This is a genomic window from Acinetobacter sp. YH12120 (assembly GCF_013418795.1).
GTDB classification, from domain to species: domain Bacteria; phylum Pseudomonadota; class Gammaproteobacteria; order Pseudomonadales; family Moraxellaceae; genus Acinetobacter; species Acinetobacter towneri.
Genome location: NZ_VPBI01000017.1, coordinates 1 through 21,848, shown reverse-complemented (window position 1 = coordinate 21,848; position 21,848 = coordinate 1). Strand labels below are relative to the sequence as shown.

Here is a 21,848-nt window from a genome sequence, read left to right as displayed (position 1 = left end):
ATTTTAAAAGATTATGCTACTGAATCTTTTAAACCTTTACCCGCTTTAAAGCTTGGTACTTTGCTTGCTTTAATTTCAAGTGTAGCACCTGTTTGTGGGTTACGACCTGTGCGAGCAGCACGCTCTTTCACATTAAATGTACCAAAACCAACGAGGGTTACAGTATCACCCGCTTTAAGCGCTTCAGTAATAGAAGCAATTGTTGCGTCTAAGGCCTTACCTGCATCAGTCTTAGACAACCCCCCTTTCTCTGCAATTGCATCGATTAATTCTGATTTATTCATGAAAATTACGTCCTCTTAATATCGTTTATTTAAGGTCCAGAGATTTAATTTAAATTACCGTAACGCCTTTATAGCAATGCTTTGAGGGTAAAAGCAATACTCCCTGCACGCTTTTATGCAAAATAAATGGTAAAACGATGGAACTATTAGCCTCTATTCAGTTTTGCCCTAAAATACCCGATGTATAATAAAGCAACATACTTTAAGCCCCCTTTGCACAGAATTACTTTTTCGCAACATCTTCTTTTAATTGTTTACTTTCTTCAATCAACGCATCGACTTTGGCATGTAATTGCAGTACCAATTGCTCCAAATGTTGTAGGTCTTTTGCTGTCACCAAGCCAATTCTATTTAAAGAATGATTGACGCTATGGTCAATTAAACGCTCAACTTTATCTTTAGTATCAATGACCGACTCTTTGGCTTTTTCAGACACTTTTTCAACTGTTTGATCGGCAATTTCTGTAGTTTTAGATTCTAATTCCTCACCCACCTTGACCAGAGAGTCAAACAATTTATTGCCTTCTTCTTCTGCGCGTGAAAATGCACCTAAACCTGCTAGCCAAATTTGCTTGGTATATTTACGAAAATCGAGTGATGATTTACGTCCTGAGCGTAATTTATCTTTATTTTTCAATGTGGTTTCTGATTCAAGCAAATGCTCTTCTACGCTATCCCTCGTTTTTTCCATGAACCTCTCTCCTGCTTATTTTATGCGCACATAAATGTAATAAACCTACAAAATGCTTTCATAATAGCAAATTAAATACTTGATCGTTTTGCTAAACTGTTCTACAAAGCAAGATTATTCGCTGCGCTTCTTAGAATGTATTCTCAACGAAGCGCAAAACAAGGAATTCAACTTTAGATTTAGGGACTTGATTTTATGAGTGATTCGCAACAAAGACAAAGTAATCCAAATTTGTTGCTGACCATGCTCATGATTGTGCTGGAAACAATTTTTAGCTTTATTCTAAAACATGATCGTGTGGTCGCTTTGCAGGCTAAAAAGTTTGTCGACCAGAAAATCACCATTAAAATTAATAGCTATATTCCTTATTTCGACATTTACGTGGAATTCAATCCAAACGGCATCTTATTTGACAGCAAAGCACCTGAACAAGCTGTCGATTTAGATGTGCGCACCACCCTCATAGATTTATTTAAAATCTTTATTTTAGGTAATCGTCGCAGTATTAAACACATGCGTATAGATGGTGACATTACCCTTAAAGATGAGTTTCGTGATCTAATTTTGCATTTTAGTGCACCCAAAGTTTTAGCTGACTGGAAACAATGGCTGAAAGAAGCACCGCAAGAACAAGAAGTGATTGGTTCTAAAAAGCGCATTGCCCCACTTTTAGACAAAATTGATGAACAACGCTCTAAGATCAACACCCTACAAGTTGAGCTTAAACAGCATAAAAACCGTATTCGTCGGATTGAACGTCGTCAAAAGCGCATTAACATCGTCTTTGGTGTAATAACAGTACTATTAATTACGTTATTAGTGTATAATTTATGGATCGTTTAAACGCATTAAAATATCAAGAAAAACAGCGTAAATCCTCGCGCACAATATCACAATAAAATACTTGACTAATTTAGTCGGGATTCATAGAATACCCATATCTAGTCTAATCATGTGTATCGAATCATGCGCTTAACAACTCGCGGTCGCTACGCAGTGACTGCTCTACTTGATTTAGCTTTGCAGCCAACTGAACAAACGATCACGCTTGCTGAAATTGCAGCCCGTCAAACTATTTCTGTTGCTTATCTTGAGCAGTTATTCGCAAAACTTAAGCGCCACGGCTTAGTGTCTAGTGTTCGCGGTGCTAACGGTGGTTACCATTTAGCACGTAGTGCAAATGAAATCACTGTGCTAGAAATCATTGAAGCCGTAAACGAAACTGTTGATGCAACGCGTTGCGACCATAAAGGCAACTGTCAAAATGGTGCAATGTGCTTGACTCACGACTTATGGCAGGAACTCTCCCATCATATTGCCGACTATCTCGCTAAAATCTCACTTGCTGATTTAGTTGCGCGTGACAACGTACAAACTGTTGCCATTCGCCAGAACACAGCACCGTTTGATTCAGCTCTGTTATCGGTTACAGGTATTTGACATGAAACGTCCAATTTATCTTGACTACGCAGCAACCACTCCTGTAGATCCTCAAGTTGCAGAACGCATGATGGAGTGCCTGACTTTTGATGGGACTTTCGGTAATGCCGCTTCTCGTTCGCACGCTTATGGCTGGCAAGCAGAAGAAAAAGTTGAATATGCACGTGAACAAGTTGCGAACTTGATCAAAGCAGACCCACGTGAAATCGTGTGGACTTCTGGTGCAACAGAATCAGATAACCTTGCACTAAAAGGCGTAGCACAATTCTATTCGTCTAAAGGCAAACACATTATTACCTCTAAAATTGAACACAAAGCCATTTTAGATACCTGCCGTGAGCTTGAATCTGAAGGTTTTGAAATCACGTACTTAGAGCCACAACCACAAACAGGTTTAATTACACCTGAAATGGTTGAAGCGGCAATTCGTCCAGACACAATTTTAGTGTCGTTGATGATGGTCAATAACGAAATTGGTACGATTACCGATGTCGCTGCAATTGGCGAAATCACCCGTGCCAAAAAAATCTTCTTCCACGTTGATGCTGCGCAAGCTGCAGGTAAGGTAGAAATTGATTTATCTACCTTAAAAGTAGACTTAATGAGCTTCTCTGCACACAAAATCTATGGCCCTAAAGGTATTGGTGCGCTATTTGTACGCCGCAGTCCACGCGTACGCTTAAAAGCACAAATGCATGGTGGCGGTCATGAGCGTGGCATGCGTTCAGGCACACTTGCAACCCACCAAATTGTAGGTATGGGCGAAGCATTTGAACTTGCAGGCAAAAACTTGGCTTCTGAACAAGCCCGTTTACGTGTATTGCGCGACAAACTTTGGAATGGCTTGAACACCATGGAACAAGTTTTCCTGAATGGTCACCCAACACTAAACGTAGCCAACTATTTAAACGTCAGCTTCAACTTTGTTGAAGGTGAATCTTTAATGATGTCTCTTAAAGATGCTGCGGTATCTTCAGGTTCTGCGTGTACTTCAGCGACTTTAGAGCCATCTTATGTATTACGTGCACTAGGTCTTTCAGACGAACTTGCACACAGCTCAATTCGTTTCAGTTTTGGTAAATACACCACTGAAGAAGATATTGATCATGTCCTAACTGTGACTAAAGCTGCTGTTGAAAAGTTACGTGAACTTTCACCGCTTTGGGATATGTATAAAGAAGGGATTGACCTTTCTAAAGTAGAATGGACTGAACACTAATTCATCCCAAATCTAATGGCTTTGACAGGAAGCCATTAGATTGATAAAGGTAATTTCACCCCCATATTTATATTAAGGCTGACCCCGAGGTTTGGAGAAGCGACATGGCTTATAGCGATAAAGTAATTGATCATTACGAAAACCCTCGTAATGTTGGCGTTTTAGACAAAAATGCTGAAAACGTTGGTACAGGTATGGTGGGCGCACCTGCATGTGGCGATGTAATGCGTCTGCAAATTCAAGTGAATGACGAAGGCGTGATTGAAGAAGCACGTTTCAAAACTTATGGTTGTGGTTCTGCCATTGCTTCAAGTTCTTTGGTTACTGAGTGGCTTAAAGGTAAAACTTTAGATGAAGCACAAGCGATCAAGAACATTGATATTGCTACCGAACTTGCCCTTCCACCAGTGAAAGTACACTGCTCTGTATTGGCAGAAGATGCAATTAAAGCTGCTGTAGAAGACTATCGCAGCAAAAAGACCAAAGCTTAATTTGCTAAGTTTTGTGGAAAAACAAACGGAGTTTTCATGATCAATTTAACTGAAAATGCTGCAACTCATATCAGCAATTACTTAAAGAATCGCGGTAAGGGTCAAGGTATTCGCGTTGGTGTGAAAACTTCAGGCTGTTCTGGTTTGGCTTATGTACTCGAATTTGTAGATGAAGTCGATACGCACGACCAAATGTTTGAACAGTTTGGTGTTAAAGTTTTCGTTGATCCGAAAAGCCTAGTTTACCTAGATGGCATGGAAATGGACTATGTCAAAAATGGTTTAAACGAAGGTTTCGAGTTTAACAACCCCAATAAAAAAGGTGAATGTGGCTGCGGTGAATCGTTCACGGTATAACGCCACCTCCCTCTTTTTAGCTTAAAACAGTGTACAATACACTGTTTTAATTGCATTTATGCAGCCAATTTTGCACACTAATCGCGGATTCCATCTCCCATGAATCATTTTGAGTTGTTTAATCTTCCTGTTGCACTCGATATTGATTTCGCTACTTTAAAAGCTGAATTTTTAAAGCTACAGCAGCAATATCACCCCGACAAAGCCGAAGACAAAGATCAAGCCTTGATTAAATCTAGTAAAATTAATCAGGCGTTTAAACAACTCTCTGCGGTAGACAGTCGTGCTGCATATTTACTCTCATTGAAAAAGCAAGATTATCATCTCGATCAATCCATCCATGACTTTGAATTTTTACAAGATGCCTTGGAAATTCGTGAGCAATTGGATGATGCCAACTGTGCCGATGACTTACAGTCATTAAAGGTTGAAGTACAACAATGGGTTGATGGCTTAGTCCGTGAATTTAAAATTGACTATGCCGAAGAAGATTGGGCAGAAGCGCGTGACACTGTGCGTAAATTACGCTTTTTCATGAAAGTTATGGCTGACCTAGACAAAGCTGAAGATCGTTTCCTTGATGATGACAGTTTTGATTTAGACGATGATTTTTAATTTTAGTTTGTATTTTAATATTTAACGGGCAAAGGATTTTACATAATGGCGCTCTTGCAAATTGCAGAACCAGGTCAATCAAGTGCACCGCATGAACATCGCATTGCGATTGGCATTGACTTAGGCACCACTCATTCATTGGTTGCCACAGTTCTTTCTGGTAAAGCCAAAGTCTTGCATGATGAGCAAGGTCGCGTGCTACTGCCTTCTATCGTCCATTATGCAGAGCAAAATACACATTATGGCAATGCTGCTGCGCCATTTATTACTACAGACCCTAAAAACACGATTGTTTCAGTCAAGCGTTTTATGGGTCGTTCTAAAGCGGACATTAAATTTCAACATCCATACACGTTAGTGGGTGAAGACAATCAAATGCCTGCTTTTGAAACAGCTCAAGGCCGTAAAACACCTGTTGAAATTTCGGCAGAATTACTTAAACAACTCAAAGACCGCGCAGAAGCCAGCTTACAAAACCCTGTAAATGGTGCAGTGATTACTGTTCCTGCTTATTTTGATGAAGCTCAACGCCAAGCCACACGTGACGCTGCCGAGCTTGCAGGTTTAAAAGTATTACGTTTATTGAATGAACCGACTGCAGCAGCGGTTGCCTACGGTTTAGATCAAGACACCAACTTGGCTCAAGACCGTAACTATGTGATTTACGACTTGGGCGGTGGTACGTTTGACGTTTCTATTTTACGTTTCTCTCAAGGTGTTTTTGAAGTTTTAGCCACAGGCGGCCACACTGCTTTAGGTGGTGATGACTTAGATCGTCTGATTGTAAAATGGGCAAAAAAACAGCTGAATATTGAAAGTTTAGATGATGCAGAATATGCACACTTTATTGTGTCTGCACGTAAAGCCAAAGAAGCGCTCAGCAATGCAGAAAGTGTTGAATTAAAACTGTTAGAGCACACGCTGCAATTAGACCGCGCAAACTTTGAAAGTATTATTCAGGTTGCTTTAGATAAAACCATTAGTGTATGCAAACGTGTATTACGCGATGCCAAACTTGACCTAGATGACATTCAAAATGTAGTTTTAGTTGGTGGTTCAACACGTTCTTATGCCGTGCAAAAAGCTGTTCGTGAAGTATTTAATCAAGAACCATTATGCACAATTAACCCAGATGAAGTGGTTGCAATTGGTGCATCAATTACCGCCAATCAACTAATTGGTAACAGCAAAGATGGTTCGTTGCTATTAGACGTTACCCCACTGTCTTTGGGTTTAGAAACCATGGGCGGTTTGGTGGAACGCTTAATTTCACGCAATACTGCAATTCCTGTAGCACGTCGCCAAGAATTTACCACTTATCAAGATGGCCAAACTGCCATGTTGATTCATGTGGTACAAGGTGAGCGTGATTTGGTAGAACATTGTCGTAGCTTAGGTCGTTTTGTGCTACACGGTATTCCACCAATGACTGCAGGTCAGGCACGCATTGAAGTTACGTTCCAAGTCGATGCTGATGGCTTGCTCAGTGTTTCTGCTAAAGAAACCACTTCTGGTGTGACTGCAAATATCGACATCAAGCCATCTTATGGTTTATCTGAAGCAGATACCGAGCGTTTGCTGCTAGATGGTTTCAAATATGCAGAAGAAGACAAGCAATTGCGTCATTTGCATGAAACCAAAGTTGAAGCACAACGTGAACTTGAAGCTTTACAACAAGCCTTAAAAGTAGATGTACAACTATTAAGCCCAGAACAATTAGAAGCTTTAAATACTGCCAAAGCGCAGTTGGAAGCCGAATTGACTGGACAAGACATTAAAGCCATTGAACATGCTGTTGAACAGCTTAAAATACACAGTGATGCTTTTGCTGCAATTCGTATGAATCAACATATTGATGCAGCACTTAAAGGCACTAAACTCGACGACTGGTCAAACTCAAACTAATTTAAGGTAAAGATTATGCCACGTATTAAAGTACTTCCACATGCGCAATTCTGCCCAGAAGGTGCTGAGTTTGAAGTCGAACAAAATGCCAACTTATGCGAAAGCTTACTTGAAAATGGCATTAAAATTGAACATGCTTGCGATATGTCTTGTGCATGTACCACTTGCCACGTTGTTGTTCGTAAAGGCTTTGACAGCCTAGAAGAAATGGATGATGTTGAAGCTGACTTATTAGACCGTGCTTGGGGTTTAGAGCCTGATTCACGCTTATCTTGTCAGGTTAAAGTGGTCAATGAAGACTTGGAAGTCGAAATTCCAAAATACACCATTAACCATGCTTCAGAAAATCATTAATCATAAAATGATGCTAATTCTAAAAAACTGCGCTACGGCGCAGTTTTTTTATTGCACAACTTTAGATTTAAAATTTTTGAGGATTTAAAAGTTAAACGAGATCTACATTATAAGAAAAATTTTAGTGTTTTTCAGGAATATGAGTTTTGGCAATTTCTTCAACAGGTGGATGTTCAATCACTTCATCTTCAAGATTAAGTTTTACAATGCCCTGTGAGTTGGTCAGCTTTTGCTGCGTTTGAATTCTTTTAATCATTTTTTCTAATACGGTAATTAGCTCAGGATATTCAAAATTCTGCACTTCATCCAAATTAAGCAACAAATGAAAACCTTTATATTCGTAGTCAAACCAACGCTGATAATCCGACTTGCTGGCCGCATATTTTTCCATCACTTGCCAAGTTTTTACAGGACCTTGAATCCCCTTTAAAAAGATCGGTGCTTTCGGAGCACACAAATAATCATTTTTAATCAGTTTATAAGTGTCATCTGAAAGTAAAATTTCATCAACTTCGGCCGCACTTTGCAAACGCGCAGCTAAGTTAGCATCACGCCCAACAATGGTATATGCCATCCGATGTGCTGCACCGTAGTTCCCAACGTGGCAATATCCTGTACTGATACCCATACGAATATGTAAAGGCGGATAGCCCATTTTGACCCAACGTTCGCGTAACAATTTCATTTGCTGACGCATCGCAATAGCCATCTCTACACAAGTTTTAGCATCTTGTTCAACACCTTGCGTATTTGGATCACCAAAGAAAATTAAAATCGCATCACCCATAAACTTATCCACCGTCGCTTCATATTGCTTGGCAATTTCGGTCATGTGGCTTAAATAATCATTGAGCAGGAATGCTAAATCATCTGGAATTAGTGTTTCAGAAAGTTCAGTAAAGCCTTGAATATCAGAAAAGAAAATCGTCATTTTTTTACGTTTATATTCAATTTTCGCTTCCGACTCACCTTTCATAATCGATTGCCACAACTGCAAAGGTGCATAGCGACTAAGCTGATTCGCAAATTCCATATAGCGGTTCATTTGTGTGTAGTAATGGTCTTTCTTTGCCGTGGTATAGCGGATACGACGTGCCTGATAGGCACTGCCCATGCCAAAGTAAAAGATCATACATAAAAAGGCTAAAATCGTAAGTTCGGTACTGCTTTGTTCAAAATATTCGTTAAAACCAAAAATAAAAATATTACAAAAATAAAAAACTGTGACCGCCAATAAGGATGCCAATGCCACCAAAAAGAAAGAAACTTTAATATAAATGGCGGTATATAGCAGCGCAAATAAAGCGGCAAAAGTAAGTACCAAATTCAGATGTACCGCAGACAAACATACTGCGACTACCACAATATCAATAATAAACAGGATATTACGCTTGGCTTGATGACTATATTTATATTGCAGCCAACGCGAAAATTTAGGAATTATCAGTAATAAAAAAGTAAGAAAAAACGGAAGGTAAATTTGATAATTGGTATCGGCGTAGGTGTAGTGATAGACCACCATAATCAGGGATAAACTTGCATACCCGACTAAACGATGCAGAAATTCGAATTGTTTGGGATCTCTTTCCATCCAATTGTACATGAACACCGCGGCCTACTCCGATCTAGGATTAAAAAGCCACGCATCCTGCGTGGCAATTCATTTCAATTAATCCATTCGCCAGTCAAATGGCATATCGCCTTGACCACGCAGAGCAAGCATCAAGGTTTGACGCATGTGAGCCAAAACTTCATTGCTGTATGGTACAGCTGGCGTACCCCAAACTGGTTTAGGCCAAGCCACATCATTTTGATAACGCACGACATGATGAAAATGCAATTGTGGAACCATATTACCTAAAGCCGCCACATTCATTTTATCGGCACGGAATACACGTGATAATTGGCTAGATAACCAGCTAGATTCACGTAAAAATTGTTCTTGGTCTGCCTGGCTTAATTCGTATAGTTCTGTAACCCCTGGCACACGTGGAATTAGAATTAACCAAGGGAATTGCATATCATTCATTAAACGACATGTTGACAGAGGAAAGTCGCCTACAAAAAAAGTATCTTGAGCAAGTTGTGGATGCAAACTAAACATATCTTTATAAATGACGCAAATTGTAATGATGGGTAATACTATCACATCCCTAGTGAACTGAGTATGATTCCCATCATGTTTCGATGTAAATAAAGTGCAATTTTAACCAAATTCATCATGAATAATATTCATTATAGAATCAGTGGTTTCTTAGAAAATATTCATAAATTTACCGATATGATATTTGGATCAATTTGCATTTTTAAACTCAGCTGTGCAAAGTTTTTAGCAGGCTGTTTAATAGATCGGCAATAAATTGAATCCGCTTTTCAGCTTCCTCCAACATCACCATCACTTTTAAACGCTGTCCACCATCCATACGGAAATAGGTCGGATGTTTTTGCATCATTTGAATGATGCTCATGGCTTGCACAGGTGTATCTGGTGAAAATTCGATATGACCGCCATTTGTACCAATATCAATTTTAGTGATGCCCAACTGCTCTGCTTTTAAACGCAGTTGGTGCACAGCAAACAATTGTTTCACTGCTTGTGGCGGAATACCAAAACGGTCAATCAATTCCATACGAATATGATCAAGCTTTTCTTGAGTATCGGTATTACTAATGCGTTTGTAGAACAATAAGCGCTGATGCACATCGCCCAAATAATCATCTGGAATTAAAGCAGGCATGTGCAGGTTGATTTCCGCAGTTAAAGACAATGGCGCATCGAAGTTAGGAGTTTTACCCTTTTGAATGGCTTTGGTGGCTTTTTCCAGCATTTCCATATACAGGCTATAACCAATAGCTTGCATTGAACCGCTTTGTTGCTCACCCAGTAATTCGCCCGCACCACGAATTTCCAAGTCTTCGGTTGCCAGCATAAAACCTGCACCCAAAGTTGAGGCACGCTGAATCGCATCCAAGCGTTTTTCAGCATCGCCTTTTAAGCCCTTAATGGAAGGTACCAGCAAATACGCATAAGCTTGGTGATGCGAACGTCCAACACGACCACGTAGTTGGTGCAACTGCGCCAATCCGAGTTTATCTGCACGTTCAATTAAAATGGTATTGGCATTTGGAACATCAATCCCTGTTTCAATAATGGTTGAGCAAACCAACACGTTATATTCTTTATGATAAAACTGCTGCATGACTTGCTCTAATTCACGCTCGCGCATTTGCCCATGCGCAACTGCAACCCGCGCTTCTGGTACCAATTCACGAATGGTTTCAGCACTACGCTCAATGGTTTCCACTTCATTATGCAGGAAATACACCTGACCACCACGTAACAATTCACGTAAAATGGCTTCTTTCACCGTATCGCCTGTATGCTCTTGCACAAAGGTTTTGACCGCTAAACGGCGTGCAGGTGGTGTGGCAATAATGGATAAATCGCGCATACCGCTAAATGCCATATTTAAGGTACGTGGAATTGGCGTTGCGGTTAAAGTCAGCATATCCACATCGGCGCGCAGCGCTTTAATACGTTCTTTGTCACGCACCCCAAAACGATGTTCTTCATCGACAATCATTAAACCCAACTGCTTGAACTGAATATTTTCTTGCAGAATTTTGTGCGTCCCAATCACAATATCGACTTTGCCTTCAGCTAAATCTTCAATGGTTTTTTGATGAGATTTGCTTGAACCAAAACGCGATAAGACTTCAATACGCACAGGCCAGTCGGCAAAACGGTCTTTAAAAGATTCATAATGCTGTTGTGCCAACAATGTGGTCGGAACCAATACCGCGACTTGTTTATTATTCTGTACCGCGACAAATGCAGCCCGCATGGCGACTTCGGTTTTACCAAAACCAACATCACCACAGACCAAACGATCCATTGGTTTTGCCAGTTGCATGTCATGTAAAGTCGCTTCAATTGCATTGGCTTGGTCTAGGGTTTCTTCATAAGCAAAGCCACTGGCAAATTGCATATAAAGACTATGATCCAACTCAAAAGCAAAACCCGGTTTAGATTGACGACGTGCCTGAATATGCAGTAATTCTGCTGCCACATCGTGAATTTGTTCCAACGCTTTGCGTTTGGCTTTATTCCATGCATCTGTGCCTAATTTATGCAAAGGCGCAAGGTCTGGATCACCACCGCTATAACGGCTGATTAAATGCAAATTGGTAACAGGTACATACACTTTTGCAGCATCGGCATAATCAAGTTGTAAAAACTCATGCTCTTGCTCATCAATATTTAAAGTAATTAAACCTGCATAACGCCCTACGCCATAATCAATATGTACCACAGGTGCACCAATGCTTAACTCGGTCAAACTGCGAATTAAAAACTCTTCAGAAACTTCCTGCTGACGTTTACGACGGCGCTGCACCACACGATGTTCATACAACTGATTTTCTGAGATTACACTCAATTGATCTTGAATGACCAAGCCGCGATCTAAAGGTGCATTGGTAATCGCAATGGCTTGTAAAGACTGCTGAAATGCCTCAAAACTCTCCACTTGTGGAATTTCACCCAAAGCGGCACGCAACGCATCTTTTAAGGTTTCACGACGACCTGCACTTTCTGCCACCAATAAAACAGGATGATTGGCCGCATCAATATATTGCTTAACGGCATGAAAGGGTTGTTCTTGTTTAGGATCAACCGCCAAACGTGGTGGTACAAGTGTGCTTAAGTTCACTACACCTGCTTTTTGCTCAAAAGCTTCGGGCGATGCAATCACACGTCCAAATTGATTCAGTTGTTCTAATAATTGATTTGGTTGTAGGAATAATTGCTCAGGCGGCAAAATCGGCTGGTCGATGTTATGACGTCTGTCCTCATAACGATACAGCACATCTTTCCAAAATTGAGTTAAACAGTCATCCACCGCCTTATCTGTAATGACAATGCAATGCTTTGGTAAGTATGAAAGTAATGTATTTTGACCTTCAAGCTGTGCTTGAGTGAAGAATAACGGAAAATAAAACTCTAAACCAGGCGATGCAATGCCTTCTAACACATCCTGATACACAGGGTTCTTTTTCGGGTTTGCCGTTGGGAAACTTTCTGCATAGCGGTCACGGAAAATCGCACGACCTTCTTTTAATGGAAATTCTTTGGCGGGTAAAACCGTAAAATTCTGCAAACTTTGGGTGGTACGCTGCGTTTCTGGATCAAAAAACTTTAAGGTTTCAACTTCATCATCAAATAAATCAATACGGATGGGTGCTTCCTGTCCCGAAGCATAAATATCCATAATACTGCCACGCACAGCAAACTCACCATGATCATAGACTGTATCGACCAGATGATAGCCTGCTTGTACCAAACGCTGTTTTTGTTGTTCCAAAGCAAACTTTTGCCCAACACGAATATCGAAATGCTCGCCTAACACCCATGAGGTTGGTGCAACACGTTGTGCCAAAGTGGTTGCCGAAACCAACAATACACCTTGCTGCGGCATATTGGATAAAATCGCCAAACGCTCCGACACAATATCTTGATGCGGTGACAAGCGGTCATAAGGCAAAATTTCCCAATCGGGGAAAATAGTCGGTTTTACCCCGTAAAATTCTAATTCGCTTTCTAACTGCGCCAAATGTTGTTGATTGCGCGCGACAATCACAAATAAATGCTGATTCTGCTGACCAATTTCTTTAAATAATAATGCTGCGGCAGAACCTTGTAGATTACCAATCCAGCGTTTTTCGCCAGCTTTCAGTTGTGCTAAATTGAGTTGGGAAATTTCGTGTTGGAACATGTATATAGCTTTAGGGTCTAAACAACATGAGGCTTATACTAGCACGATGAATTGACGGTTTTACGTAATTTTTTTCATCCACCATTACAGCGTATTTAATTGCAAAATTTTATAAAACAGCGAGCTTTAAAGTTTGATACACACACCTCTTTACTTTTGATCACGTAAAAACTGTCGATAATAATCATTCAATTTTTTAACAATCGCTTTAAATTCCAGTAAGTTTTCTTCGGTATTACCAAGCATTGTGTTAAAACGCTGTTGCGCAATTTCCAGATCAATTTTTTCATTGATAATCATAGCTGTAGAATACAGCTGTGCCAAATCATCAAACTGCTGCATACGGCGGTTGGATAAATAATTTAAACGCTCTGCCAAAACATCGTTAAGCAAAATACCATCGACAATATAGCCTTGTTCCGCATCCCATTGAATATTCTGTGCTTCTAAATAGGCAATTTCTTCGAGATTGGCTTTATTTTTAAACAACCCTGTAAGTTTGCTGAACATTTTGAACCTATAAATTGGCGAAATCAAAGTGAATGCTGCAGAGTTTAAATGCTTCACTAAAATAGATGCAACTGATCAGGGTGATTTATGCTCCCCTGATGTTATAAGTCAGTGTTTCAACCCCACTTTGCTTAGGCTATTTATAATGATGCATATTTTGCATCCTGCCAAATGCAAAAAAGCATCTTGAAGATGCTTTTATAACAATCGAAAAATGACTTAAAGCTTATTTGCCATAAGTTTGCTGTAAATACTTCACAATCTTGGCCGATTCAAAAAGCTGAGTCTGGGTATTTGGATCGATTAAAAATGGGACTTGAATATTATCACCCATAACTTTTAATACCTGCTCACGCTTACCACCTGCCAGTGGCACATATTTACCCGGTTTTAAACGTAATTTTGCCAAGCCTTGATCTTGCCAACGCTCTTTGGCTACATTATGAAATTTGAATGGCAACTCCAGTTCAGTCAATACACCACGTACTACACGTGTATAAGGACTTCCCTCAAAACCCCACAGTTCAATCAGTTGTTCAGGTGCAGCGCGCTCTACAATTTTCTGGTTAATCCACACACCACGTGCACCATTCAATAACGTGCCTGCAAGTGCAACATAAGGAATTTTAGGAAAATGCGCGTATTTTTTTGGCGTTTTTCCACTTTTGCCATAATGTTTGAATAAATGATGAATGATCTGCTGTGATTCATAGAGCTGATCACCTGTATTTTCATCAATTAAAAATGGAAACTGAGTTTTACCACCCAGTTGTTTCACCAAAGGTCGATATTTTGTGCCTCCTTTGGGGCATGGATAAACCTCATAATCCAAATTTAACAAGGTCATGACTTCGCGTACACGACGGCAAAATGGTGAACCTTCAAACTCATATAACTTTAAGGCTTTTTCGGGTTGCTTAGGAAATGCTGTCCCATTCACTCCACGTCCACCTTCGGTGAGCATAGATGCCACTGCCTGAATGACTTTAATTTGATGATGCACCATTTTGTTTTCCTTGTGATGTGCTCAGCAATTTGATGACTGCGCCATCAAACCGCTTATAAATCGACCAACTTTTCTTTTGCCACAATAATACCGTTGTTATCAGCATAGACATAATCGCCCGAATTAAAAGTGACTTGTCCGAAATGCAAACTCACATCCACTTCACCCACGCCTTTGCGGTTACTTTTTTGTGGAATTGAAGCCAAAGCATGTACGCCTAAATCAAGTGCTGCAATTGCATCGACATCACGTACACAGCCGTAAATGATCACGCCATTCCAGTGATTTTTCACTGCGGATTCAGCAATCAAGTCACCCATTAAGGCACAGCGCATAGATGCCCCACCATCTACCACCAAAACTTTGCCTGTGCCATCGGTTGCCAATAACTCTTTTACACGTGAGTTATCTTCAAAGCATTTTACAGTCACAATTTGACCACCAAAAGTTTTACGTGCACCGTAACTTTTGAAAAATTTACCATCCAAAGATGGAATCACCACTTGAAGGTCATGTTCTGGATGGTCATCTAATAAGTCACAAGTTACGAATGGTACTGTAGACACGTTGTTCCCCTTTTACTTGGTTTTTTGTATTTGTAAATTATCATAAATTTGAAATTTATGAATTTGCGATTGCGCTGCCTCGACCATAGTATGAGCCACTTGCGTAGCACTTACTGGCTTATATGTAAAATGATCGGGAATAAATCGTGATATTTTAAGATACAGCTTTTGTCCTAAATCTTCTAAACGCCGTTGTTCGTTGCGCTCACCCAATAATAAAGATGGACGCAAAATTGATACTTTGTCTAAATCCAAACTTTCAATATATTGTTCTAGCTCACCTTTGACACGATTATAAAATACGGCTGATTTGGCTTCTGCTCCCAAAGCACTGACCAATATGTAATGCGTACCCTTCGCCTGCAATAATTCGGCAAAATGTGCATTGATGGTATAGTCCACAGCATAAAATCCCTGCTTTGAGCCTGCCTTTTTTAAGGTTGTGCCTAAACAACTGAATGCATGACTATAACCGCTCACATCTTCATCATTGAGCAATAAAAAGTCTTCGAGGAGTAACGTCTGGACTTTTTCTAAGCGATTTAATTCCGAGCAAGGTCTACGCAAAACAACGGTGATATTTTTACATTCAGGCAGCTGATTAAGCTGTTTGACCAATTGCTGCCCAACTAAACCATTCCCACCAATTACAATTGCATTTTGAATAGAATTTGTCATTTTTTAAACAATCTCTGAGGCTTAAAGCTAATCTACCTGTTTCTTTCTGATTTTTCTGCAGCTAAAATGTTGTCAAAGCATGTCAAGACTTGACTTAACTGTCTAGTTTCATCAAAATATGGCACTTGTTTACGGGCTGGTGATAATTCTTCTGATGTTGGTTTTCGGAAGTAATTGCAGCCCGCCCAGACCAATCTATTTCAAGGAGTGCACGAGTGGCAAACTCTGCTCAAGCTAGAAAACGTGCTCGTCAAAACGTTAAAGCACGTAAACACAACGCAAGCTTACGTTCTATGGTTCGTACTTATTTAAAACGCACAATCGCTGCTATTGCTGCAGGTGATTATGCGGTTGCTACTGAAGCTTACAAAAAAGCTGTTCCAGTAATTGACCGTATGGCTGATAAAGGCATCATCCATAAGAACAAAGCAGCTCGTCATAAGAGCCGTTTAAACGCTCAAGTTAAAGCTTTAGCTTCTAACTAAGTGTTAAACAAAAGAAGCCCGTTAAGGGCTTTTTTTGTGCCTGCTGTTTCGATAATTTATCAAATTAAGCAATCTTTAGTTTCTGCACGCCAATTACATCACTTCAAATACACCTGCCACCATAAAATAAAAAACACCTCCTGAACTGGTCAAAAGGTGTTTTAAATTAATGAAGATGAATAATTCAGACGAAGAATTATTTCAGCATCAGTCGTAAATTTTGTGGACTTAAATAAGCCAGTTGCAAACTGTTATTAGCCTTTAATTGCGTCCATTGCTGATTCGCACCACCTGTGCAACCATAACGAATTAAACGCGCGCGGTTTTCTTTTAGGTAGCCATGCTCTAAATCAAAGCACTGATTCCCCTGACGAATCGTTCCCGAAGCTGTGTGCATTTCCCAGACCTGACTGTCTTTAGATGTACTGCAGCTTGCAAGTGAGACCACATTGCCGTTGTTGGTTAAGCACTGATCCATTTCTGCTTTGCTGTGAATACGCCCCAAACCATCATAAATCCACTGCTCAGTTGCATCGCCTGTACAGCCACTTGCTCCACTAATGTAAGCATTTTTCTGACCACTCGCCAAAGTTTCAACTTTCAAACAGTTATTTCTGTTTTTCATTAGTGTTGCTTCAGCCACAATATTTTCATTGCCTAAACCCAATCGCTCCACAAAATTATGCAATGCTGTTTCCGCTTCAGGCTTAGTCTTTTCTAAATCGGCACGATAAACATTCATCCAGCGGTTTAAACGATAAATCGTATTTTGCTGTTGTTCATAACGCTGTAATTGTTGCTGTGCAGTTGCACTTAGCTCTTGACGATAATCTGCATAAGAATCATACAATAGTTGTGCAGCAGGTTTTAAAGCCACCACAGCTTGACTGGCTTGCGCTTCCAACTGCTTCTGAAAATCAGGCATTTCAACTTTTCTTAAAGCTTCATAGCCATGTGTACGACCAATTTTTACCGCAGGTTGAATACTATCGCTATATTGCGGAATATTCAGTGTCGATAATAACTTCTCGGCATGATTGGCTTTTTTACAGTATAAATTCACCTGTTTTGGCTGCTCAGCAAGTGCTAAATTGACATGCAGTTTATTGGCATTGCTGGTCATACGGTTAGGTGCCAATGCCACGTTCTGATTACGATTGGCATATTGAACATCTAACCAACATGCGGCATTTTCAGCAGCACGATTTACCCCAGGTAAATTATAAACATTACCCCAGTTACTGCGTGCAGCAGGATACAACACACCTTGCTGAGTTTCAGGATCATATCCGCCAATAATAGTAATTACAGGCACACCAAATAAGCGCGGTTTTAAATAGTAACCATCGGCACTGTTGTACCAAACCTGATTGGAGCTTGGTACTTTTGGATAAACCACTTCCATTTGGCGTGTGTCTTTATTCCAAATTTTATAACCACTTGGTGAGCTTTCATCCCAAACATGTCGCGCCCCAAAGTGGGGTTGAATCCGAATATGGGTACTGTAACCCGTGTAATGGGTATAACGCGAAATGCTACTGTTGGTTGCACCACCTGACATCGCATCCCAACTATAAGCATATTGTTTCAGGAAGTTAGGCACACCATTTTTGCCATCACCCAAGTTTCGAGTATGCCACGCTAAGTTACCGCGCATTTTATTACGATACGCAATATAGCCCCAACCGCTGTCTGCATGGTGTGCAGCCCAGAACATATTTTCACCTTGTGAACCCGGATAATGCCCTAGACCATAATGATGTCCAATTTCATGGCTGAACTCGTTGCCCACAGAATCATACAGGGTCAACATACCATTACCGCCACTTAAACCATGCGTTTGATCACCATTTGTATATTTACCTCGTGCATGATGGGCAATTACAGTTTGTGTAAGTTGTGGCTGTTGCTGACTTTGCATAGAGGCACTGGTCACACCCCAGTTGGCTAAGTTAATTCCCACACTAAAGGTCGATTTTGCAGTATTTTCCCGCATGTCCCCCGAATAGACACCACCTTCACCCGCACTTTGGGTATCGTAAATCGTGCCGTTGGCGACCATCACTCGATCTAGCTGAATGTCATCATATTTTGCCACGGTCATTTGTGCCGCAGGAATGGTTTGGAAATAATCGGTACCCGCTTTTTCAGGCTCTAATAACATATAATGCCCGCCCGATTTCGGTGGTGCAGTTAGTAGACCGATACGAATATTATTGAGTACCAATTCACCCGGTGCGGCAAAATCAATTTTTTCTGCTTCGAGTGCACCAGTACGGTTTTTAGAATCGACCAAACGCAGCTTTAAACCGGGACGTACTTCATCCCAATTTAATTTAGCCGACCACGCACGCTTACTATACAACACCTCAGCACGACCATCTTGATTGCTCTGGTCTGAAGCAGGAATCTGGGTTGGATCAAGTAAAGCAACACGACGTAACAAGCGTTCATTTTGATACACTTCAAGCTGCAAAGTGTCGATATTGTCCATGCCCTGATTTGGTGTAACCAATAATAATGCTTCTTTTTCTGCGGTCAAACGTGGCATTTTTTTCGCCTCGTTACCATTCGGATCAACCACATGCCCTTGAGCAAATTGAATCATTGCCTGAAAATCACCTTCTAAATCATTACGCACTTCACGTGATTCAGAATTGGCGTTGTAATCATAAAACCCAAGTGCCGATTGATTGATGACATCTTGTGTAGGTTCAGGGTAAGGATTAGCCACATTACCCACAGGTGGTTGCTGAGGAATTTCCAATGGTGTTGGATTTTCTTGATTTGAATTCCCAGCGGCCTCCCCATCGCCACCACCACCACATGCAGCAAGCATGGATGATAATATACATACACTTAATAGACTAAGCGAAAACCGAGTCACACTTTTCATTATTTATTCCACCCCAATGTCAATTTATGACAAAAAATATAAAAATAAATACATATTTTTCAATGGCTTGTATTTTTATATTAAATAGATGTATAAAATTATGCAATTCTCAAGTTTCATATCGCTTTATATTTTCAACACAATTTTATTAATTTTTCTTTATAAAAATCAGCGAATTTTTAAAGCAGCACACAGATTGATAGACAATATTTGATCGAGTTTGCGCTCACAACTGCATAAAATGAAGGAAAAAAAGAGAATAAAATTTGAATTATTTTTTTTAATTTCTGACAGACGGTATTCTATCGTACTGAATGGATAGCACTAGAATATGCGTTCAATTTTCTGCTTAAACTTTCTGACGAAATTGCGAGATATCTAAAGTGTGAATCTGACCGCGCCAAATCCATTTTAGCTTGGATTCTAAAAACTCATCACCTTCAAACCAAACGAATAAACCTTCCATCATGTCTGGCCAATCGGCTTGCGTGACTTCATTACGTCCAGAAATCACCGCGATAATTGCAGCTAAAATCGTATCATGACTCACAGCCAAACTCAGTCCGTATTGGTTGGTTGGATGGGTGTTATAAATCAGCTCAAGGACATCCACGACACCATGAATCGGATGTTTCATGCCGGGCAAGGCATTATTCACAAAACTATTAATAAAGCCTAAAGCACCCTGTTTCTGAAAATATGGGCCTGCCTGTTTGATATCAAGTACAAAGCTTCCTGGTTCCACCAATAAACCTTGTTCTATAATTTCAATGTGATGGGTATTGGGTTCGAGGGTAATGCCATCTGCCCCACGAATCATTAAAGCAGCCGTATCGACACAACGCTGAATAGGACTTGAAATACAGTGTTGAATCACCCGATCTGTATTTCCAACCAAGTAGCCTCCCCATGCTTCGGCTAAATCGCGACCTTGTTCGGTCAATTGTAAATTATAGCCAGCCAAACCCTGACCAACGACAATTTCACGAATAGAATGACGGGTAAACAAAGTCACAGGCGTCTGAGCATCAGGCAATAAATCAATTGCTTTAAGCATACTTGCAGGGAGTAGTTCTAATGCCATGATCTAGCCAAAATTTTAACTTGGTTGCTTGACACTATACCATGTTCAGCACTTTGCTCAATCTGACTTCGCCATAAGTCCAAGTGCTTGTAAGGCAATCTGTTTCATCTGCGTATTTTTATAGGCGATAAAACCACCATTTAACAATGTATCGCGCTGATTATATAAAAATGCCCGCCCCTGAAAATCGACCAATCCACCACCTATTCGTTCCAATAAACATTGTCCTGCACTGGTGTCCCACTCAGAAGTCGGATGAAAACGTGGGTAAATATCGACACGATCTTCCAAAATCATGCAGAATTTATAAGCACTACCTGCTTTTAGTTCTTCAAAATTGGTCAACTGCGCCAAGCTTTTTAAATAGTCTGCATAGTGTGATTTTTTTTGACTACTGTGGCTTAATCCAATTTTTAGAACTGAAGATGTTACCGTGGGTTCAGACTGATAGAGATACCATTGCTGAGTTAAAATATGATATTTCAATGGCATACCCTGTTCAGGACAAAAATAAATAGTTTGCTCGCCTGGTACTGCAAGTACTGCAAAAGTTGTTTGCACACCACAAATTAAACTTAAATTAATGGTAAATTCAGGACGTTGATGTAAAAACTCTTTCGTGCCATCTAAAGGATCAAGCAACCAAAATTGCTGCCATTGCTGACGTTGGTCTTGCTCACCTTCTTCGGACAACACAGGTAAATTGGAGATTTTTGCCAAAGCCTGCATTAAATAATAATTGACTCGATAATCGGCTTGCGTAACAGGAGAATCATCGGTTTTCTTTTCTACATCAAAAGCAGCACCTGAACAATAATCTTGAAATTCCTGATTTAAAATTTCACACGCCTGCTGCACGATTGGCAATAACTGTAAAATTAAAGTATGCGTTGGCGCCTTTGTTTTTATAAACATAACTATCCTTTTTAGACTGTATCTAAAGGTCTAATTTTTCATTACTTTCATAAAAACATTGTAATAAAATTTACGGCTGATGCGTAGATAAAATTTAGTGGCTAGATATGCTAAATCAAGACTTTATGTGTCAAAGCAATTCATTTTTACTTGAGTTTTTTATTTATTGAGTGCTTAGTTAATTAATCTTTAAATGGATTGGATAATCTTTTTTTAAACATCGATAAAGTGAGTGCACCACTAACCAATAATAAAATACCCACAATCACCAAATAAGTTTCACCACCAAAAAAACCAATAATAATTGCAGCAATACCCAATAAACCCAAAATAGTGGTAATAGCAATTCCTAAAATAACCCCAGTTACGGATAAGCCAAAGATTTAATCACATGAATTTTAGGCTTATTCTTTTGGCAAAGTTGATACGCACATAGTGAAGAAAATACGCTTGCTAAAAAACCAGCAATCGAACGATGTTTACTCGTAACTAAGTGATATTTTTCTTTCAATAATCCTATCAATGTTTCAATTTTTTTACGTTGTCGTAGATGAAATTCATCAGAAAATGGCAATAAG

22 protein-coding genes and 1 pseudogene are annotated in these 21,848 nt (G+C 39.9%); 9 read left to right on the top strand and 14 right to left on the bottom strand.

The window, feature by feature from the left end; genetic code table 11:
* Positions 1-11: 11 nt before the first annotated feature.
* Together FTU58_RS10835 and FTU58_RS10830 are read right to left on the bottom strand one after the other, a co-directional pair.
* Entirely contained in the window at positions 12-284 is a 273-nt protein-coding gene (locus tag FTU58_RS10835) for an HU family DNA-binding protein (protein WP_004976639.1), read from the bottom strand.
* 223 nt (positions 285-507) lie between these two features.
* Positions 508-975, bottom strand: coding sequence for a phasin family protein (locus tag FTU58_RS10830; protein WP_179990814.1), 468 nt, complete (start codon positions 973-975; stop codon positions 508-510).
* Positions 976-1,170: 195 nt separating this feature from the next.
* On the opposite strand from FTU58_RS10830, the gene FTU58_RS10825 reads away from it, so the two are divergent.
* The 8 genes from FTU58_RS10825 (at position 1,171) to fdx (ending at position 7,356) form a co-directional block, all read left to right on the top strand.
* On the top strand, positions 1,171-1,818 hold the full coding sequence (locus FTU58_RS10825) for a hypothetical protein (protein ID WP_180062422.1): 648 nt from the start codon (positions 1,171-1,173) through the stop codon (positions 1,816-1,818).
* A 123-nt stretch (positions 1,819-1,941) separates the two neighbouring features.
* On the top strand, positions 1,942-2,415 hold the full coding sequence (locus FTU58_RS10820) for an Rrf2 family transcriptional regulator (RefSeq protein ID WP_004976645.1): 474 nt from the start codon (positions 1,942-1,944) through the stop codon (positions 2,413-2,415).
* Position 2,416: 1 nt separating this feature from the next.
* Positions 2,417-3,634 carry an IscS subfamily cysteine desulfurase gene (locus FTU58_RS10815; RefSeq protein WP_004976647.1) on the top strand — a complete coding sequence of 406 codons (1,218 nt, stop codon included), beginning with the start codon at positions 2,417-2,419 and terminating at the stop codon, positions 3,632-3,634.
* Between the two features lie 104 nt (positions 3,635-3,738).
* Positions 3,739-4,125 (top strand): Fe-S cluster assembly scaffold IscU, encoded by a 387-nt coding sequence (gene iscU / locus FTU58_RS10810; protein ID WP_004976649.1) that lies wholly within the window; start codon positions 3,739-3,741, stop codon positions 4,123-4,125.
* Between the two features lie 36 nt (positions 4,126-4,161).
* Complete coding sequence (iscA, locus tag FTU58_RS10805; RefSeq protein WP_004976650.1) at positions 4,162-4,482, top strand: iron-sulfur cluster assembly protein IscA; 321 nt, start codon at positions 4,162-4,164, stop codon at positions 4,480-4,482.
* A gap of 99 nt (positions 4,483-4,581) precedes the next feature.
* Positions 4,582-5,097: a Fe-S protein assembly co-chaperone HscB gene (gene hscB, locus FTU58_RS10800; protein ID WP_004976652.1), complete on the top strand. Its 516-nt coding sequence runs from the start codon at positions 4,582-4,584 to the stop codon at positions 5,095-5,097.
* 45 nt (positions 5,098-5,142) lie between these two features.
* On the top strand, positions 5,143-7,002 hold the full coding sequence (gene hscA, locus FTU58_RS10795; RefSeq protein WP_180062421.1) for a Fe-S protein assembly chaperone HscA: 1,860 nt from the start codon (positions 5,143-5,145) through the stop codon (positions 7,000-7,002).
* Positions 7,003-7,017: 15 nt separating this feature from the next.
* Entirely contained in the window at positions 7,018-7,356 is a 339-nt protein-coding gene (gene fdx, locus FTU58_RS10790) for an ISC system 2Fe-2S type ferredoxin (protein WP_004976656.1), read from the top strand.
* Positions 7,357-7,477: 121 nt separating this feature from the next.
* On the opposite strand, the gene FTU58_RS10785 is transcribed toward fdx, so the two are convergent.
* The 7 genes from FTU58_RS10785 to FTU58_RS10755 form a co-directional block, all read right to left on the bottom strand.
* Positions 7,478-8,959, bottom strand: a complete 1,482-nt coding sequence (locus tag FTU58_RS10785; protein ID WP_004976658.1) for an adenylate/guanylate cyclase domain-containing protein — start codon at positions 8,957-8,959, stop codon at positions 7,478-7,480.
* Positions 8,960-9,025: 66 nt separating this feature from the next.
* On the bottom strand, positions 9,026-9,460 hold the full coding sequence (locus tag FTU58_RS10780) for an HIT domain-containing protein (protein ID WP_004976660.1): 435 nt from the start codon (positions 9,458-9,460) through the stop codon (positions 9,026-9,028).
* A gap of 208 nt (positions 9,461-9,668) precedes the next feature.
* Positions 9,669-13,130 (bottom strand): transcription-repair coupling factor, encoded by a 3,462-nt coding sequence (mfd, locus tag FTU58_RS10775; RefSeq protein WP_154320768.1) that lies wholly within the window; start codon positions 13,128-13,130, stop codon positions 9,669-9,671.
* A gap of 150 nt (positions 13,131-13,280) precedes the next feature.
* A complete protein-coding gene (locus FTU58_RS10770) occupies positions 13,281-13,640 on the bottom strand; it encodes a hypothetical protein (protein WP_004976663.1) in 360 nt (119 codons plus the stop codon).
* A 226-nt stretch (positions 13,641-13,866) separates the two neighbouring features.
* Complete coding sequence (locus FTU58_RS10765) at positions 13,867-14,646, bottom strand: glutathione S-transferase N-terminal domain-containing protein (RefSeq protein ID WP_004976665.1); 780 nt, start codon at positions 14,644-14,646, stop codon at positions 13,867-13,869.
* A gap of 53 nt (positions 14,647-14,699) precedes the next feature.
* Positions 14,700-15,212 (bottom strand): ribonuclease E activity regulator RraA, encoded by a 513-nt coding sequence (gene rraA / locus FTU58_RS10760; RefSeq protein ID WP_004976667.1) that lies wholly within the window; start codon positions 15,210-15,212, stop codon positions 14,700-14,702.
* A gap of 12 nt (positions 15,213-15,224) precedes the next feature.
* A complete protein-coding gene (locus tag FTU58_RS10755) occupies positions 15,225-15,890 on the bottom strand; it encodes an NAD(P)H-binding protein (RefSeq protein WP_004976668.1) in 666 nt (221 codons plus the stop codon).
* 215 nt (positions 15,891-16,105) lie between these two features.
* Between FTU58_RS10755 and rpsT the strand changes: the two genes are divergently transcribed.
* Positions 16,106-16,375 (top strand): 30S ribosomal protein S20, encoded by a 270-nt coding sequence (gene rpsT / locus FTU58_RS10750; RefSeq protein ID WP_004976669.1) that lies wholly within the window; start codon positions 16,106-16,108, stop codon positions 16,373-16,375.
* Positions 16,376-16,571: 196 nt separating this feature from the next.
* On the opposite strand, the gene FTU58_RS10745 is transcribed toward rpsT, so the two are convergent.
* From FTU58_RS10745 to FTU58_RS10725, 5 genes and pseudogenes are all read right to left on the bottom strand, one after another.
* Positions 16,572-19,214 (bottom strand): M66 family metalloprotease, encoded by a 2,643-nt coding sequence (locus tag FTU58_RS10745; RefSeq protein WP_257222360.1) that lies wholly within the window; start codon positions 19,212-19,214, stop codon positions 16,572-16,574.
* A 406-nt stretch (positions 19,215-19,620) separates the two neighbouring features.
* A complete protein-coding gene (locus FTU58_RS10740) occupies positions 19,621-20,355 on the bottom strand; it encodes a histidine phosphatase family protein (RefSeq protein WP_004976677.1) in 735 nt (244 codons plus the stop codon).
* A 57-nt stretch (positions 20,356-20,412) separates the two neighbouring features.
* A complete protein-coding gene (locus FTU58_RS10735; RefSeq protein ID WP_131261461.1) occupies positions 20,413-21,270 on the bottom strand; it encodes a 3'(2'),5'-bisphosphate nucleotidase CysQ in 858 nt (285 codons plus the stop codon).
* Between the two features lie 182 nt (positions 21,271-21,452).
* A complete protein-coding gene (locus FTU58_RS10730; RefSeq protein ID WP_180062419.1) occupies positions 21,453-21,590 on the bottom strand; it encodes a hypothetical protein in 138 nt (45 codons plus the stop codon).
* A 44-nt stretch (positions 21,591-21,634) separates the two neighbouring features.
* A pseudogene (locus FTU58_RS10725) lies at positions 21,635-21,848 on the bottom strand (IS982 family transposase); the annotation flags it as partial.